This window comes from Thalassovita mediterranea (assembly GCF_001458435.1).
Taxonomy (GTDB): Bacteria; Pseudomonadota; Alphaproteobacteria; order Rhodobacterales; family Rhodobacteraceae; genus Thalassobius; species Thalassobius mediterraneus.
Window position 1 is genome coordinate 25034 of sequence record NZ_CYSF01000017.1, and the last position, 17406, is coordinate 42439.

Sequence of the window (17406 nt, forward strand, 5' to 3'; positions counted from 1 at the left end):
CCCAGCCCGCTGTAGACCACAGCAAGCAACAGATCAAAGGCGACCCCGATGAAATTCTTTCCGATGTTTCTGAAAATGGCAGGTCGCCGCGTAGTCATCGCAGGCGGCGGCGAACAGGCCGCGCAAAAGGCCCGTCTGGTTCTAAAGACAGAGGCCGCGCTGACCCTTCTGGCGCCCGAACTGGAGGATGAGTTGCAGGCGCTGGTCGATGAGGGCCGCGCGCACCATCACCCCGGTCCCATCACCGCCACAGAATTTGCCGACACCGCATTGGTGTTCATCGCCACCGGCTGCCCCGGCCTTGACGCATCGCTGCACGCGATTGCCAAAGATGCGGGCGCGGTTGTGAACGTCGTCGACCAACCCGATCTGTGCGACGCCACCACGCCCTCAATCGTGGATCGCGATCCGGTGGTGGTGGCCATCGGCACCGAAGGCACCGCGCCGGTTCTGGCGCGCCGTTTGAAAACCGATCTGGAAACCATGCTGGACCCGCGCCTTGGCAGTTTTGCCGCGCTGGCAGGCCGATTGCGCGATGCGGTGGCCCGTCGGGTGCCCCAGAACAAACGCCGCGATTTCTGGCGCTGGACCTTCAAGGATGCCCCGTGGGAAGCACACAAGCGTGGGTCCGAACGTCAGGCGGCGGATCTGTTGAAACAGGCGATTGCCAATGGCGGCGCGCCTACCTCCTCTGACCTTGGCCAAATCTCTCTGGTTGGCGCGGGCCCCGGTGCGCGCGATCTGCTGACCCTGCGTGCGGTGGAACGCCTGCAAGAGGCAGACATCATTTTCTACGACCGTTTGGTCGACCCCGACGTGCTGGAACTGGCGCGGCGTGACGCTGAACGGGTCTATGTGGGCAAGGTGCTGGGCACCACCCAATGGCCGCAGGACCGCATCAACGAGGTTGTGATGCGCGCCGCCCAACAGGGCCAACGCGTGGTGCGGTTGAAATCCGGTGATCCGTCAATCTTTGGCCGCGCGGTAGAGGAATTGGAAACCGCCCGTCTTGCCGGTGTGCCGGTGGAAATTGTGCCGGGGGTGACCGCTGCCTCCGCCGCTGCAGCCGCCCTCGCACGCCCACTGACCGAACGCGGTGAAACCGACCGCGTGACCCTGACCACCGGCACCCTGCGGGACGGCGACGGCGTACCCGACTGGGCACAAATGGCGCTACCCGGATCGCTCTTGGTCCTCTACATGGCGGTGCATAAGGCGGATGAAGTACAGAAAAACCTGCTGGCCGGTGGCCTGCCGCCCCATACGGAGGTGTCTGTTGTCGCCTCTGCCAGTCATGCGGATGAACAGATCCTTGAATGCAGCCTGGACGAAATGGCCGAAGCTATCACGGCCAAGGGCATTGCAAACCCCGCCGTTCTGATGATCCGCTGCCCCAAAGACGCCGCAAGCTATCGCCAAAGTTTGAATGGCTGAGACAGGCTGTCGCCTAGATTTGCCCGCACAGCTGAGGTAGCTACGTGGGCAAGTAACCTGAGGCCGCGCCATGCAAAACTCCACGTCCAGCGATATTCCCCTGACCCGTGATCTGGTGCTGATCGGCGGCGGCCACACCCATGCGCTGGTCTTGCGGATGATGGGCATGCGCCCCCTGCCCGGCCTGCGCATCACGGTAATCAACCCCGGCCCGACCGCGCCTTACACGGGTATGCTGCCTGGCCATATCGCTGGCGACTATACGCAGGACGAGTTGGAGATTGACCTGATCCAACTGGCCCGTTTCGCCGGTGCGCGTGTGATCCTTGGCGCAGCGGATCACATTGATCCTGTTGCCAAAACCGTACACGTCACAGGGCATGGGGTGATCGCTTATGATGTGGCCTCGGTCGATATCGGCATCACTTCTGATCTGCCTAAACTGCCGGGCTTTACCGACCATGCCGTGCCCGCCAAACCGCTGGCACGATACGCCGCCGTATGGCGCGACTATCTGGCCGCAGCGCAGGACGCGGGCCACGCTGGCCCCGTCGCGGTGATTGGCGGCGGTGTTGCGGGCGTGGAACTGGCGCTGACCATGGCGCATGGTTTGCGCCAAGCCACCGGTCAGGCGGATGTCACCGTGCTGGAGGCGCAGGATCATCTGACCGGCACCAGCGAAGCGACCCGCAAAGCGCTGAGCGCGAAACTGGATCAGGCAGGCGTCAAGGTCTGGAGCGGCGCAGAAATCGCCGAGATGACACCCGAAGGCCCGCGCTTGACGAATGGCGCGATCGTCCCAGCCAAACTAACCATCGGCGCCGCAGGTGCCACCCCGCATCCGTGGCTGACAAAGACCGCGCTGCCGCTGCAAGACGGCTTCATCAAGGTCGGCGCAACCCTGCAGGTTGAGGGGCACGAAGACCTCTTTGCCAGTGGTGACTGTGCCCACCTGATGCACGCCCCGCGCCCCAAGGCAGGTGTTTTTGCCGTCCGCGCCGCGCCTGTGCTACGCGACAACCTTGAGGCCCGTTTGATCGGCACCGCGCTGCGCCGGTTTGAGCCGCAGAAGAACTATCTGAAGCTGATCGCATTGGGTGGAAAATCAGCCCTCGCAGAACGTTGGGGACGCCCCATCAGCGGCCCGCTGTTGTGGCGATGGAAGGATCGGATCGACCGGACCTTTATGGCGCAGTTCAAGGATCTGCCTGTTATGGAGGCGCCCCCCGCCCCCAAAACCGCAGCGCTTGGTGTGGCAGACGAACTGTCCGGTGGCCGCCCTGTCTGTGCGGGCTGCGGATCCAAGGTTGGGCCCGGAACGCTCAGCGCGGCGCTGCAATCGCTACCCCGTCAGGCGCACAAGGATGTGGTGCAGGGCGCGGGCGATGATGCGGCGGTGTTGCAGATGGGGGAAGTGACGCAGGTCATTTCTACCGATCATCTGCGCGCCTTCAGCCATGATCCGGCGCTGATGGCCCGGATCGCGGCGGTGCATGCGCTTGGCGATATCTGGTCGATGGGCGCACGCCCCCAATCTGCACTGGCGCAAATCATCCTGCCGCGGATGTCCCCCACCCTGCAGGAACGCACGCTGAAAGAGGTGATGGCACATGCCGGAGCCATCTTTGCCGATGCAGGCGCCGAAGTGGTCGGCGGCCACACAACGCAAGGCGCGGAAATGACTATCGGGTTTACCGTCACCGGCACCTTGGCCAAGGGGCGGCAGCCGATCGCCCTATCCGGTGCCCGCGCAGGGGACGCGCTGATCCTGACCCGCCCGATTGGCAGCGGCACGCTGCTGGCCGCAGAAATGCAGGGGCGCGCCAATGGCCGTCATGTGGCCGCGATGCTCCGCCAGATGGCAGAGCCGCAAATGGTCGCCGCGCCGCTGTTGGCAGAGGCGCACGCCATGACCGATGTGACAGGCTTTGGTCTGGCGGGCCATTTGAAAGAGATATGTGAGGCGTCGGGCACAGGTGCAGAACTGTGGGTGAAAGCGCTGCCGCTTTATGAGGGGGCAGAAGAACTGGCGGCCTCTGGCGTCACATCTACGCTGTTTGAGGCGAACCTAACATACGCCCCCGTACAGAACGCCACCGGCCCGCGCGGCATGTTGCTGCATGATCCGCAGACCGCAGGCGGGATGCTGGCAGCGGTGGCGGCGGAACAGGCCGACGACATACTGCACCGTATGGCAGAGGCAGGCGTGCCCGCCCGCCAGATCGGCACCATCGTGCCGGGGGATCAGATCAGCTGTCGGTGAAGGGCTTCACCCCTCCGCCGACGCATTGAACTCCATCGCCAACACTTGCTGTGCCACCGCAAACAGCTCCGCTCGGCCCATCCCTGCCAGCTCAATCACTGCCAGCGGATCACGCGCCCGCCGCGTGGCGCGCGCATAACTCGGGTCATAGTGCTGCGCGACCAGTTCTGCCGCCAAGGCCTGATGATCACCGCCTAGGGCCATTGCCTGCCATCGCTCTACCAGTTCATGTCCGTGAAACGGCACCAGATGGGACAACCGCGCCTGCAATTCGGCCATGTCGGCAACCACATCCCCGTAGCTACCCGCCAGATACTGCGCGCGTGCCGCCAGCGGGGCCTCTAGCCGGATATGATCCGCGCGCAGCATCGCCTGCCACAGACTGGGCGGCAGACGCAGACGGCCAATCTTGGCGCTTTCTGCCTCGACAAACACCGGACGGGCCAGATCCATGCCGACCAACGCCATGGCCAGACGGCTTTCAAACGTCTTCTGACTGGGTTGCCCGCCCGCCTGTCCACCAAGCAGCGATCCGCGATGCTGCGCCAGCGCCTCCAGATCCAGAACCTGCGCGCCCTGCGCCGCCAGTTCTGCCAAGAGCGCAGTTTTGCCCGTACCCGTGCCGCCATCAATCAACACCAGCTGATCCGGCAAGGGCGCGTCGTAAAGCATCTGCACCACCAAACGACGATAGGATTTATAACCGCCCTCAATCAAGCTAACCCGCCAGCCGATTTGATGCAGGATCGACGCGAACGACCCCGAACGCTGCCCACCGCGCCAGCAATAAACCAACGGTCGCCAGCCACCGGGGCGATCTGCCAGCGCGGTTTCCAAATGCCGCGCCGCGTTTTTCGCGACCAAGGCAGCACCCACTTTGCGCGCCTTAAACGGATCCTCTTGCACGTAGATCGTGCCCACCTCAGCCCGTTCTGCATCACTAAACACCGGCAAGGACATGGCCCCCGGAAGGTGGTCATCGGCAAACTCTGCCGGGGCACGGACGTCGATAATATCGTCAAAACCCGCCGCCTTGATATCCGCAAGACAAGAGAAGGTGACCCGATCAACCATGCGACGTCCTTTCGCAGAGATGTGTGAATTCACCCTATTTCTAATGGCTTGCGCTTCAATTCTCCAGCATCTTGAAGGACACTTGCGCAAAAACTTTAAACCTGATTGAAAAAGTCAACTTGACTATCCCAAGTGATTTAGTCAGAAAAGCCGCAGTCTAGCCATCCGCACCGCGGTAGCCCGAATCCATTGAAACCTTGGGATTGATTGACATGCGACAAATCGCTTCCTCTCTGGCTGGCCGCCCCGCTCATCACCGCGCGAACCGCAGCGCTGACCGCCCGCTCTTGCTGTCGATCCTTTCCGAAACCGGCATTTTCGACACTGGCCTGTCCGACAGCTATTCGCTGGAACGGATGATTGACCGGCTCGACCAACGGGAGACCCTGTGATGACCACCATGCAAATGAACCAAACCGGCTCCACTTCGATTGAGCTGCCCACCCTGCCAACGCACCGTGCCGAAGACCTGACCCAAGGCGGCAATCAGGCGCTGATCGTGCTGAACGATCAAGTCTACAGCCTGCGCATCACCCGCGCTGGCAAGCTGATCCTGACCAAATAAACCATCGCAGCCCAACGTGGCCGCGCCCATCATTTAACAAACCGACATACCAACTAAGGACAGTCCGATATGAAAACCACCTACCTGAGCACCTCTGTGCTGGCACTGACGCTGGGCACCTCCGCCCTTGCAGAGGCCCCGAGTGCCAAAGCGGTTCTGGAAAACTACGCCAACATCGCCGAGGCAAAATATCAGGACAGCCTGATCACCGCCAAAGCGCTGCAGGCCGCAGTTGACGCGCTGATCGCTTCGCCTTCGGACGAGACCCTGAAAGCAGCGAAAGACGCCTGGCTGGCATCGCGCAACCCGTACCAGCAGACCGAAGTTTACCGCTTCGGTAACGCCATCGTTGATGACTGGGAAGGCAAGGTTAACGCATGGCCGCTGGACGAAGGTCTGATCGACTATGTTGACGCCTCCTACGGCCTGTCGGAAGAAAACGACTACGCCGCGCTGAACGTTGTTGCGACCCCCGTTTTCACCCTGTCGGGCACCGAAGTCGACGCAACCAACATCACCCCTGAACTGCTGGAAGCAACCCTGCACGAAGCAGACGGTGTTGAGGCAAACGTGGCCACCGGCTACCACGCCATCGAATTTCTGCTGTGGGGTCAGGACCTGAACGGCCACGGCGCTGGCGCGGGCAACCGTCCGGCAACCGATTTCGCCAAAGGTGACGCCTGCACCGGTGGCAACTGTGATCGTCGTGCCGCCTACCTGAAGGCAGCGACCGATCTGCTGGTTTCCGATCTGGAATTCATGGCGGGTGCATGGGCAGAAGGCGGCGAAGGCCGCGCAACTGTCATGGCCAATGAAAACGACGGTCTGGTTGCCATGCTGACCGGCATGGGTTCGCTGTCCTACGGTGAACAGGCCGGTGAGCGTATGCGCCTTGGCCTGATGCTGAACGATCCCGAGGAAGAGCATGATTGCTTCTCCGACAACACCCACAACAGCCACTACTACGACGGCAAAGGCATCCAGAACGTCTATCTGGGCAGCTACACCCGCGTTGACGGCACCGTTGTTTCCGGCGCCTCGCTGTCCGATCTGGTGAAAGCCAAAGACGCAGCGCTGGATGCGGAAATGACTGGCAAGCTGGACGTGACCATGGCCGCTCTGGGCAAAATGAAGGACGCAGCCGACAACGGTTTCGCCTATGACCAGATGCTGGAACGCGGCAACGCCGAAGGCGAAGCACTGATCATGGGTGGCGTAAACGGTCTGGTTGATCAAACCAAATCGATCGAGCGCGTTGTTGCTGTGCTGGGCCTGAACCAGCTGGAATTTGAAGGTTCCGACAGCCTCGACAACCCCAAGGCTGTGTTTGAATAAACACATAGAAACAGGTCGGCTGCGGATCTCCGTGGCCGACCTTGTGCCGCGTTGGCATCCCTCGCTTTGTCAATTGCGGCACGCCCCTGCCCAGCCACCTGCGCATATCCTTTCCGATCACGCGCCCCGCTACGGTTACAAAACATGTTCTTGCGCCCCACGCCGCATGCCCCGCTTGCCGCTCTTTTCCTGACAACAACGATTGCCCTGCCCGCAATGGCCGTGGACCTGTCGCAGGATCTGCACCTGTCGCTGCAGCCGCGCACCACGGCAGAGGCCGCGCGCATCGACGCTGTGCGTCAGGCCCCAACAGATTTCACCACCCCTCAGCCGTTTGAGACCTTAAGCGCAGGGCGCGCCACAGTGGCCATCGCACCGGATGAAAAGGTCTTGTCTCACCCAGCAGCAAGCCTAGACGAAACGCTGGATTTCGAACTGGGCCGGTCGCTGTTTGAAAAACTGTGGGTGGCGGCGCCGTCCTCCACCCGTGCCTCTGACGGGTTGGGGCCGATCTATAACGCGCGCGCCTGTTCGGGGTGCCACATCAACGATGGTCGCGGCCACGCGCCATCGTCGCCGCAAGATGATGCGAAGAGTTTTGCGCTGAAGCTGTCCATTCCCGCGCCTTTGGACGATCGGATGAGCGAGATTGAGGGCTGGATCGCCACCCAGCCGGAACCGAATTATGGCAGCCAGATACAGGATTTCGCCACCGCCACCGTAGGCGCCGAGGCGCAGATCATTGTCACCTACAACCCACATCCGGTGACGCTGGGCGATGGCACCGTGGTCACCTTGCGCCGTCCTGATGTGTCGCTGACCCAAATGACGCACGGGGCGCTGCATGATGACGTGATGCTCAGCCCGCGCATCGCACCGCCCCTTGCCGGTCTGGGCCTGATTGAGGCGATCCCTGCCGCCGATATTCTGGCGCTAGCGGACCCTGAGGATGCAGATGGCAACGGCATTTCGGGCCGCGCAGCTGTGGCATGGTCGGTCGAACATGACACATGGATGCTGGGCCGGTTTGGCCACAAGGCCACGCAACCCACCGTGCGCCAACAGGTGGCTGGCGCGCTGAGCACCGATCTGGGCCTATCCACCCCGCTGTTCCCCGCACCGTGGGGCGATTGCACAGAGGCGCAAACCGATTGCCGTACGGCACCGCATGGCGATCAGGACGTGCGCGTGCACGAGGTGGACGATATCGGGCTGGATCTGATGACGCTTTACACCGCGAACCTTGGCGTGCCGGAACGGCGCAATGCCGCCGCGCCCCCCGTGCTGCGTGGCAAAGAGATCTTCCATACCGCAGGCTGCGCTGACTGCCATACGCCCAGTTTTGTCACCCACCGCTTGCCCGATCAGCCAGAACGCTCTTTCCAACTGATCTGGCCCTATTCCGATTTCCTGTTGCATGACATGGGCGATGGCCTTAGGGACAGCCGCCCTGAGGGTCTGGCAACAGAACGGGAATGGCGCACCCCGCCGCTTTGGGGTATTGGTCTGGCGCAGACCGCCTCGGCCGAGGCTGGGTTCCTGCATGACGGCCGTGCCCGCACCCTGATGGAAGCTGTGCTTTGGCATGGCGGCGAAGCAGCGGCATCGCAGGCCCATGTGCGCCAATTGAATGAAACCGACCGGGCGGCTTTGATCGCCTTTTTGGAAAGCCTTTGAAATGTTGAAACCCTTTGCCACCGCTCTTGCCCTGCTGCTGCCAGCAACGCTGACAGCCCAGCCTGCGCCGGAACGGGTGGGATTGGTGGATCGGGTTCTGGATCAACACATCCTGCCGGGTTTTGACGATCTGGCCAAAGCAACCAGCCAATTGGCGATGGTTGCGGCACAAAACTGCAGCCCCGACAATGAGGATCTGCGCGAAGCCTACGGCCGTGCCTTTGATGCATGGGTGCGCGTCAGCCACCTGCGGTTTGGCCCGAGCGAGGTGCAGAACCGCGCGTTTGCGCTGGCCTTCTGGCCCGATCCGCGCAACAAAACCCCCAAGGCACTGGCACGCCTGCTGGCCGATCAGGATGTCGCCCTACTGGCGCCTGAGGAATACACCGAATTAAGCATCGCCGCGCGCGGGTTCTACGCGCTGGAATACCTTCTGTATGAACCGCAGCTGCAACAACCTGCCGCCTACGCCTGTGCGCTGGTGCAGGCGGGCAGCGCCGATATCGCGCGACTGTCGGCGGCGATCAATGCGGATTGGGCAGATTATGCCGACCTGATGCGCGCGCCCCATGCAGATGGCCCCTACAAAACCAATGCCGAGGCCACGCAAGAACTGTTCAAAGCGCTGCTGACAGGCCTGCAGTTCACCACCGACATGCGCCTTGGCCGTCCGCTGGGCACATTTGATCGTCCCCGCCCCAAAAGGGCCGAGGCGCGCCGGTCGCAGCGCAGCACACGCCATATCGCGCTGGCGGTGGATGAGTTGGAAGAGCTGGCGCTGATGCTGGCCCGCGAAGGGTCGGGCCTGCAGGCGGAACTGGCGGTGGCGTTTGAGGATACGCATCAGGCGATCGATGCCATCGACAGCCCTGATCTGTCCTCGGTCGCCACACCCTTTGGCTGGTTGCAGGCCGACATCGTGCGCCTGAACCTGCATAGCCGCATTACCGAAGAACTGATGCCCCCCTTGGGCGAAGAGTTGGGCGTGCCCGCCGGGTTCAACGCACTGGACGGGGATTGATCCCATGCTGGCAGGATCGCGGCGGGGATTTCTGGCGGGCCTCTTGGCCAGCAGCATGACACCGGCGATCAGCTGGGCCAGCGTCGGCGCCCCGCAGTATCTGTCGGCAGCGAAGACGCCTGATGGTACCTTTCGCATCTATGGCCTGAATGGGACGGGGCAAATCCTCTTTGACCACCCCCTGCCCGGTCGCGGCCACGCCGCCTGCGCCCATCCCACACGGGCCGAGGCCGTGGCCTTTGCCCGTCGCCCCGGCACCTTTGCCCATGTGATCAACTGTCAGGATGGCGAAGTTCTGGCGGAACTGCACAGCCCCGAGGGTCGCCATTTCATGGGCCACGGCGTCTTTGATCTGGGCGGTGATCTGTTGCTGACGCCTGAGAACGATTATGAGGCTGGGGAGGGTCGCATCGCCATCTGGGATCGCCGTCAGGGCTATCGCCGCGTGGGCGATCTGCCCTCTGGCGGGGTTGGGCCGCATGATATGCAACGCCTGCCCGGTCAGGATCGTTTCGTCATTGCCAATGGCGGCATCGACACCCACCCCGAAAGCGGCCGCAGCCCGCTGAACCTGCCCACCATGCGTTCTAATCTGGCGCTGATGGATCTGAAGGGCGGGTTAGAGGTGACAGAGCTGGAAATTGACCTGCGCCTCAACTCCATCCGTCATCTGGCGGTGCGCGCTGACGGGCTGATCGGTTTTGCGATGCAATGGCAGGGCAAGGATGGACAGCATCCGCCGCTCTTGGGTCTGATGCGCGCGGGCGAAGCGCCACGTCTGCTCAGCGCACCTAAGGCGCTGCATCAAGGGATGCAGAACTACGCAGGCTCCATCGCGTTCAGCGGCAACGGACGGCTGGTCGCTATCACCTCACCACGCGGCAATGCGGTGCAATTGTTTGATGCGGCGACAGGCGCGTTTGTGCGGCAGGTGGATGAGGTGGATGTGTGCGGTCTATCAGCCTCTGGTGACGGTTTTATCGCCACATCTGGCACGGGTGTGATCCGCACTATCGGGGACGAGACGGCGCCGGTGCAGCATGAACTGGCGTTTGATAACCACCTGATCGCGGTTTGAAGGCCGAAACAGAGGTTCGTGCCCGACCCGAGGGCGGGGCCGCCAAATGCGCCGACCTCTCAATCACTCTATGCGCTGTACATTTGGCAATTGTTGGAAATTCGCGCCCGCCCTGGGGGCGGGTCGGGCACGAACCGGCTCACTTCGTGATCCGGAAGGAAATCATTGATTAGCAACAAGAAACCTTGGCGCGGGCGCGGCCCGGGCTATCGCCCGAGCCAATTTTCGGGTTACGCCAAACTCGGCAACCACAGCACAATCGCAGGGAACGCCACCAGTAGCGCGATGGTCAGCGCATCGGCGATGAAGAACGGCGTCACGCCTTTGAACACATCCTGAACTGAAATGTCGTCACGTACCCCCGCGACCACAAAACAGTTGAGGCCGATGGGCGGGGTGATCAAACAGAACTCGGCCATTTTGACCACCAGAATGCCGAACCAGATCGCGCACATCGGCCCCGACATGCCAAAGGCACTGTCTGCCGCCGACACGAACTCGCCCCCGTTGAGCGCCATCACAGCCGGATAAACCACCGGCAACGTCAGCAAAAGCATCCCGATTGCGTCCATGAACATCCCCAAAACCGCATAGGCCAGCAGGATCAGGATCAGCGTCAGCATCGGGCTCTGCTCCAACCCCGTGATCCAATCGGAAAACGCGCCCGGCAGATCGGCAAAGCCAAGGAAGCGAACATAAATCAGCACGCCCCAAATGATGGTGAAGATCATCGCCGACAGTTTGGCCGTTTCCAACAGCGCATCCTTCAGCTGCGCCCAGCCCATGCCGCGCAGCACCGCCATGACAAAGACCACAAAGGCGCCAAGCGCCCCACCCTCGGTCGGTGTGCCCCATGCGTCACCGCCAAAGGGGTTGTAGATGAAGAAGATGATGATGAAGACCACGAAGAAGATCGGGAACGCTGGCGGGATCGACGCAAAGCGCTGTTTCCACGTATAGCCGCGCACCGGCGGGCCGAACTTGGGCAAAACCAGCGCCAGCGTGACAATCAGTCCGCCATAGATCAGCGCGGAAAACGCACCGGGAATGAAACCTGCCAGCAGCAGCTTGCCCACATCCTGTTCGACGATGATCGCGTAAATCACCAAAATGGCTGAGGGCGGGATCAGTGACGCCAGCGTGCCGCCAGCCGCCACAACGCCCGCGGCGAAGCGTTTATCATAGCCCACTTTCAGCATCTCGGGGATGGCGATACGGGCAAACACGGCAGAGGTCGCAACCGATGCGCCGGACACGGCGGCAAAGCCAGCGGTGGCGAACACGGTAGACACCGCCAGACCGCCCGGCAACCAGCCGACCCAGCGTTTGGCGGCCTCAAACAACGCCTTGGTCAGGCCCGCGTAATAGGCCAGGTAGCCGATCAGGATAAAGGTCGGGATCAGGGACAGCGCCTGACTGGATACTTTGGAATGAGGCACCTGCCCTGCGGTTTTGACCGCCACGGTCAACGCCCAGCCGAAATCTTCGGGGTCATAGCCCTTCTTGGCCCAGAAAATCCAGATGAGGCCGACCATGCCCGCGATACCGGCGGCAAAGGCCACACGCATACCCAAGACAACCATCAACAGCATAAAGCCCGAAACCCACAGGCCAATTTCAATCGGTTCCATCAGCGCTGCCCCCCGTTATCGCCCAAATCACCCACATGTGCGGCCTCTTCTGCGGCCTGCGCCGCCGCCGATTGCACCAAAGGCACCGCCACAGGTTCGACCAGCCCCAACACGAAGGCCCGGCCATAGCCCCACAGTTGCAACGCCATACGCGCGCTCAGCACGGCAAAGGCAATCGGCGCCAGCAATTTCGCGGGCCAGATCGGAATACCAATGTCGATAGAGCTGTCACGCGACCACAAAGGCGCGTTGAAATCAAAGCTGCGGTCAAAATGCGACCAGGTCCCCCAGACCAGCAGAACCATCAGCGCAAAAGCCGCCAAAGTGGTCAAAAACTCCGCCGCCCAAAGGGCACGGCCGCTGAGGCGCCCCACCAGTATGTCCATGCGGATATGGCCGCCATCGCGTTGGGTGTAGGAGATCGCCAGAAAGGCAATCAGCGCCATCGCCTGTTCGATCCAATCCACATAACCCGGCAAAGGCGCGTTAAACAGGTTGCGCCCAGAGACCGAGATCACCGCCAAAAACATCAGTGAAAACACCGCCAGCCCGCACAAGAGCGCCATCAGCCGTTCCAGCCGCAACAGCCCCCGATCAAGCTGGCTGAGGCGCGACCCATCCTCCAGCACCGAAGCAGATCCAGCCATATCTTCCCCCTAATGTTTGTTTTTATTATGAAAAAGCCGCGCCAGAACGGATCCGGCGCGGCCCTTTTTCGCGGTGCGGCAGATCACTCTGCGCGTTTGGCTTCCAGTGTCGAAACGACCAGATCATACAGTTCCTGCGCGGGCAGGCCCTGTGCGGTCATGTCAGCGATCCACTTGTCACGGATCGGGCCAGCGGCCACGTCGCGGAACTTGTTGATCTCACTTTCGGCCAGCTCAACCTTCTGCACGCCTTTTTCTGCCAGAACGCTGTCCCACTTGTTCAGCAGTTCGCCGTAGTTGGCCAGATAATGCGCGATCGCCTCATCAACCGAGCTGTCCAGCGCCTCGCGGTGGGCGTCCGACAGGCCCTCATAGGCGTCGGTGTTCACAACGATGGGGCAGTTCACAGTGCCGGGGTTCAGGTTTGCAGTCCACCAAGTGGCCTGATCAATGGTGCGGAAGGCAAAGTGCGCGTGCTGGGCAAAGGCAACGGTGTCAACAACGCCGCTTTCCATTGCATTATACGCCTCGGTCGCGGTCACAGAGGTGGGCACGGCGCCCACAGCGGAAAACGCCTGACCAATGCCGCCGGTGGCGCGTACGCGCATGCCTTCAAACTCGGCCAGTTCATCGCGCGCTTCGCCGGTGCCGACGATGTTGTACTGCGGCATGGGCGAGGTCATCAGCAGTTTCGCATTCCAGCGCGCCAGATCCGCCTGCACTGCAGGGTGATCATAAACGGCGTGGCTGACGGCCACCTCTTCTTCCAGCGTGTTCACACCCAGGAAGGGCAGTTCCAGCACGGTGATCGAGGGGTTCTTGTCACGGTGATAACCCGCGCAGAACTGCGCCATTTCAAACGCGCCAATGGAAATACCATCGAGGTTTTCACGGTTCTTCGACAGACCACCGTAAGAAATGTTCAGTGTGAACTCACCACCGGTTTTCTCCGAAACCAGCTCAGCCAGCTTTTCAACGTGTTCCGTGAATGCACGACGTTTACCCCAAAGGGACACGTTCCACTCTTCGGCCATGGTTTCGGTTGCAAAGCCTACTGCCAGCGCAGCAACTGCTGCCTGTGCCAGATATTTCTTCATGATTTTCCTCCCAATGTGGGCGCTTCCGGCCCATCTCTTGAAAATGCTAGCGCACACATTCGCCCAAGCCAAGAGGCAGTCGCGCAGGAATGCCACCTATCGTATCTCTACGGTACGTAACATAGTGTTGCAGCCTGCGATTTTTTCAGGGATGCCGCAATAACCCACGGTGGAAGAACAAGAGTTGCCCGTTATTTCAGCACGCGCGTGACTGTGTGCCGCTCATCCGCGTCTGGACCTGCGAGGCATCGGACGGGTTGGGATTTCTTTCAACAGACCGCCAACCCCCATCGCGGCGATATCCGCGCCGCTGACCTCGATCCCACAGGCAAGCTGCGACAAAACCCAATCCGCGCCGTTCAAGGCAGGCGAACGCGCGCAGCCCGGTAGGCCGATCACCGGCCTATGATTGAGATGACCAAGGAACAGCAAGTTGCCCGGATCCACTGGCATGCCGAAGCGCGTGACCTGCCCGCCTGCACGTCGCACCGCCTGCGGCGCTACATCATGCGCATCCGATGTGGCCGAGGCGGTGAGGATCAGCACCATATCCGCTGTCACGGCACCCAAGGCCGCGGCTAATGCGTCCTCTTGATGCGGCACAACTGTGGTGTCGATCAGCTCCATTCCCAAGGCGCTCACCCGGTTGGCCACCGCCTCTTGCCCCTTTAGCCCAGCGCCGCCTTCGATGTCAGTGACAATCAGCGCGGCAGTACGATAGACGGGCGCATGCAGGCGCAATGATCCACCCGCAGCGGCGCAAGCACGTTCCACATCAGCCGCGGCCACCCCGTAAGAGATGATCTTGATCGTTGCGACCATGCCCCCCGCGGCCATCTGCTGCAAAGGCGGTACTGTGGCGACGGTGATCATTGGATCGATATCGTTCAGACGGCGCAACGCAGCCGCATCCATTCCCACCACGCCTGGACCTGCAGCCAGTACATTAACCCGTCCTGTAAAGGCCGTGGTCAGGGTAAGCCCCACCGCATCAGGATCAGGAACAAGGGCTGCGGCAATACGGCTGGCGGCGCTGTCTTCGTCCAGATCATCAGCGCCCAATCGGACCACCGTCACCTCTGCCACGCCTGCTGCGGCCAGCGCGTCGATATGGTCTGCGTCCAGCACCAATCCCTTGCGCAGACGTTGATCGCCGACCTGCATGGAATGGGCCAGAATGGTGCCAAGCGCCTGTTGAATAGGAACGGGGCCGAACTGCATCACACCGCCCCTAGGATACGGCCCTGCCGCAACACCGCCGTGCATTCTGCCATGATCGACAGCGCAATCTCTGCCGGGCTGGCCGCCCCGATGTCCAGACCGACGGGGCCGTGGATCTGCGCAATCTCTGCCTCAGTAAATCCCTTGGCCTGAAACCGTTCCACCCGTTTCGCATGAGTACGGGTAGAGCCCAGCGCGCCGATGTAAAACACATCAGACCGCAGCGCCTGTTCCAGCGCCGGATCATCCAGTTTTGGGTCATGGGTCAACAGTACCAGCGCCGTGCGTGCATCAAGGCCATAGGCGCTGACACCCTCATCCGGCCAATCGTTCAGAATGGTTTCACCGGGGAAGCGCGCTTCGGACCCGAAACTGTCGCGCGGATCAATCAATGTGGGATCATAGCCCGCCAGCCGCGCCATCGGCACCAGCGCCTGCGCGATATGCACCGCGCCCACGATCAGCATACGCAGAGGCGGGTTGTGAATGGCCACAAAGGTCTGACCGTCCGCCTCAAACCCCGAGCGATCCATACGGAACCGTTCGGAATGCCCCTGATCGGTCAGAGTGCGCGTGTTTTTGTCAACATCCACGACATAAGCCATCGCCCGCCGCGCAGCGCGCGCCGCGACCAGATCGGCCAGCATTGCCTCTGGCAGCACAGCGCCAATCGGTTCCACATACACACGGATCGTGCCGCCACAGGCCAAGCCTACCGCAAAGGCATCGCCATCGCTGATGCCATATTCCAGCATCCGCGCTTTGCCGTCCTCCAACGCCTCCAGCGCCTCAACCACCACCGCGCCTTCGACACAGCCGCCGGAAACGGAGCCCTCGATCTCTCCCTCAGAAGAAATCGCCAACTGGCTGCCCACCCGGCGCGGCGCGCTGCCCCAAGTTTCCACCACCGTGGCCAGCACAGCGCCCTTGCCTGCGCGGTGCCAGTCCAGCGCGATTTCAGGAATGTTGTCAAAGCGGTCCATAGCAAAGGCTCCGTTTATTCGATACTGTAGCATGGCGGCTGCTACGGGTGACATCAAGGCGCGATCATCTGCATCAACCGCGCCTTTTCGCCGTGATCGCGCGCATCTGTGATAACTTCGGCCAACGCCTCAAGCGAGGCGATGGAATGCCCCGCGCGGAAGGCATCCACATGGGGCAGCATGGCGCGGATGCCCTGCGCACGCGGCGCGAACCCATCCCAGCGCAGCAAGGGATTGATCCAGATGAGCCGACGGGACGACAGATGCAACCGTTCCATCGCGCGGCCCAGCGCCTGCGGTTCACCGCGATCCAAACCGTCGGTGATCAGCAACACCACCGCACCCTGACCTAAGACGCGACGCGACCAATCCTGATTGAACCGATGCAGGCAGTCGCCAATGCGCGTGCCACCTTCCCAATCCTGTGCCTCTGCCCCTGCAAGGGCCAGTGCCTGATCCACGTCACGGGTACCCAGATGACGGGTGATATTGGTCAGCCGCGTGCCAAAGGTGAACCCATGCACCCGCGCCCAGCCTGCACCCTTTTCATTGGCGACTGCATGGAGGAAATGCAAAATCATCCGACTGTATTGCGACATAGATCCCGAAATATCGCAAAGCACCACCAGATTGGGCCAGCGGGTGCGGTGCTGTTTCAGCATCAGTTGCTGCACCTCGCCCCCGATCCGCAGCGACTGTCGCATGCTACGGCGCCAATCAATCGCGTGCCCCCTCAGCGAGGGTTTCACCCGACGCGACCGTATGGGCTGCACCGGCAGTTTCAGACGGGCGATCATCCGTTTCGCGGCCGCAATCTCCTCCGTGCTCATCTGTTCAAAATCCAAAGAGCGCAGCTTTTCCTCGGCAGAGGCGGTGTGGCTGGCATCAACCTCGATCTTCACTTCATCGGCGTCTGGTACATCGGGGGGCGTATCGGGCTGTTGCCCTTCCAGCAACGCCTCTGCCGCGCGTTTTTCAGCGGCGCGGGCTTTGCGTTCGTCTTGCACGCCGCGCACCGAAGGCAGCAGCATCGCCATCATATGTTCCAGATAACGCGGATCGCGCCAGTAGAGGCGGAACACCTGCGAAAACACTGCGCGCTGTTCGGGGCGGCTGACGAAACAGGCGTGCAGGGTCCAATAGAAATCCTCTTTGCGGCTAAACCCCGCCGCTTCCACCGCGCGGATCGCGTCAATCACCCGCCCCGGCCCAATCGCCAACCCCGCCTTGCGCAGGGCACGGGCGAAATAGATGATGTTGTGACTAAGCTTGGGAACCTCAGGCAGGTCCAGATCCGGCAGCTGGGTCATATTGAAGGCCAGAAACAAAGCTGCCAACCTATCCCATACGGGATCCACTTGCGTATGTTGTCAGCATGAG

General features: G+C 61.7%; 15 protein-coding genes. 8 read left to right on the forward strand and 7 right to left on the reverse strand.

All coding sequences use genetic code 11. The annotated features are described in order from the left end of the window. Positions 1–48 precede the first annotated feature (48 nt). Both cysG and selD read left to right on the forward strand, forming a co-directional pair. The gene (gene cysG / locus TM5383_RS13735) at positions 49–1434 is read left to right on the forward strand and encodes a siroheme synthase CysG (RefSeq protein WP_058319625.1); all 1386 of its coding nucleotides are present in this window, start codon (positions 49–51) and stop codon (positions 1432–1434) included. Between the two features lie 70 nt (positions 1435–1504). Further along, complete coding sequence (gene selD / locus TM5383_RS13740) at positions 1505–3697, forward strand: selenide, water dikinase SelD (protein ID WP_058319626.1); 2193 nt, start codon at positions 1505–1507, stop codon at positions 3695–3697. Positions 3698–3703: 6 nt separating this feature from the next. Here the strand turns inward: selD and mnmH are convergent, their stop codons facing one another. Further along, positions 3704–4771, reverse strand: coding sequence for a tRNA 2-selenouridine(34) synthase MnmH (mnmH, locus tag TM5383_RS13745; protein WP_058319627.1), 1068 nt, complete (start codon positions 4769–4771; stop codon positions 3704–3706). A gap of 212 nt (positions 4772–4983) precedes the next feature. Between mnmH and TM5383_RS13750 the strand changes: the two genes are divergently transcribed. From TM5383_RS13750 to TM5383_RS13770, 6 genes are all read left to right on the forward strand, one after another. Beyond that, positions 4984–5163, forward strand: a complete 180-nt coding sequence (locus tag TM5383_RS13750; RefSeq protein WP_058319628.1) for a hypothetical protein — start codon at positions 4984–4986, stop codon at positions 5161–5163. 14 nt (positions 5164–5177) lie between these two features. Next, on the forward strand, positions 5178–5336 hold the full coding sequence (gene hemP / locus TM5383_RS16625) for a hemin uptake protein HemP (protein ID WP_076400068.1): 159 nt from the start codon (positions 5178–5180) through the stop codon (positions 5334–5336). Between the two features lie 69 nt (positions 5337–5405). Further along, positions 5406–6671: an imelysin family protein gene (locus tag TM5383_RS13755; RefSeq protein WP_058319629.1), complete on the forward strand. Its 1266-nt coding sequence runs from the start codon at positions 5406–5408 to the stop codon at positions 6669–6671. Positions 6672–6815: 144 nt separating this feature from the next. Further along, positions 6816–8348 (forward strand): di-heme oxidoreductase family protein, encoded by a 1533-nt coding sequence (locus tag TM5383_RS13760; protein WP_058319630.1) that lies wholly within the window; start codon positions 6816–6818, stop codon positions 8346–8348. A 1-nt stretch (position 8349) separates the two neighbouring features. Next, on the forward strand, positions 8350–9369 hold the full coding sequence (locus TM5383_RS13765; protein ID WP_058319631.1) for an imelysin family protein: 1020 nt from the start codon (positions 8350–8352) through the stop codon (positions 9367–9369). 4 nt (positions 9370–9373) lie between these two features. Next, entirely contained in the window at positions 9374–10447 is a 1074-nt protein-coding gene (locus TM5383_RS13770) for a DUF1513 domain-containing protein (RefSeq protein ID WP_058319632.1), read from the forward strand. Between the two features lie 230 nt (positions 10448–10677). On the opposite strand, the gene TM5383_RS13775 is transcribed toward TM5383_RS13770, so the two are convergent. The 6 genes from TM5383_RS13775 to TM5383_RS13800 all read right to left on the reverse strand — a co-directional run bounded on the left by TM5383_RS13775 (position 10678) and on the right by TM5383_RS13800 (position 17336). Further along, positions 10678–12078 carry a TRAP transporter large permease gene (locus tag TM5383_RS13775; protein WP_058319633.1) on the reverse strand — a complete coding sequence of 467 codons (1401 nt, stop codon included), beginning with the start codon at positions 12076–12078 and terminating at the stop codon, positions 10678–10680. Then, positions 12078–12725, reverse strand: coding sequence for a TRAP transporter small permease subunit (locus TM5383_RS13780; protein WP_058319634.1), 648 nt, complete (start codon positions 12723–12725; stop codon positions 12078–12080). The genes TM5383_RS13775 and TM5383_RS13780 overlap by 1 nt, the downstream gene beginning before the upstream one ends. 83 nt (positions 12726–12808) lie before the next feature. Further along, a complete protein-coding gene (locus TM5383_RS13785; RefSeq protein WP_058319635.1) occupies positions 12809–13822 on the reverse strand; it encodes a C4-dicarboxylate TRAP transporter substrate-binding protein in 1014 nt (337 codons plus the stop codon). A gap of 222 nt (positions 13823–14044) precedes the next feature. Beyond that, the gene (locus TM5383_RS13790; RefSeq protein ID WP_058319636.1) at positions 14045–15043 is read right to left on the reverse strand and encodes a molybdopterin-binding protein; all 999 of its coding nucleotides are present in this window, start codon (positions 15041–15043) and stop codon (positions 14045–14047) included. Beyond that, entirely contained in the window at positions 15043–16026 is a 984-nt protein-coding gene (locus TM5383_RS13795) for an XdhC family protein (protein WP_058319637.1), read from the reverse strand. The genes TM5383_RS13790 and TM5383_RS13795 overlap by 1 nt, the downstream gene beginning before the upstream one ends. A 53-nt stretch (positions 16027–16079) precedes the next feature. Next, a complete protein-coding gene (locus TM5383_RS13800) occupies positions 16080–17336 on the reverse strand; it encodes a vWA domain-containing protein (protein WP_058319856.1) in 1257 nt (418 codons plus the stop codon). Positions 17337–17406 lie beyond the last annotated feature (70 nt).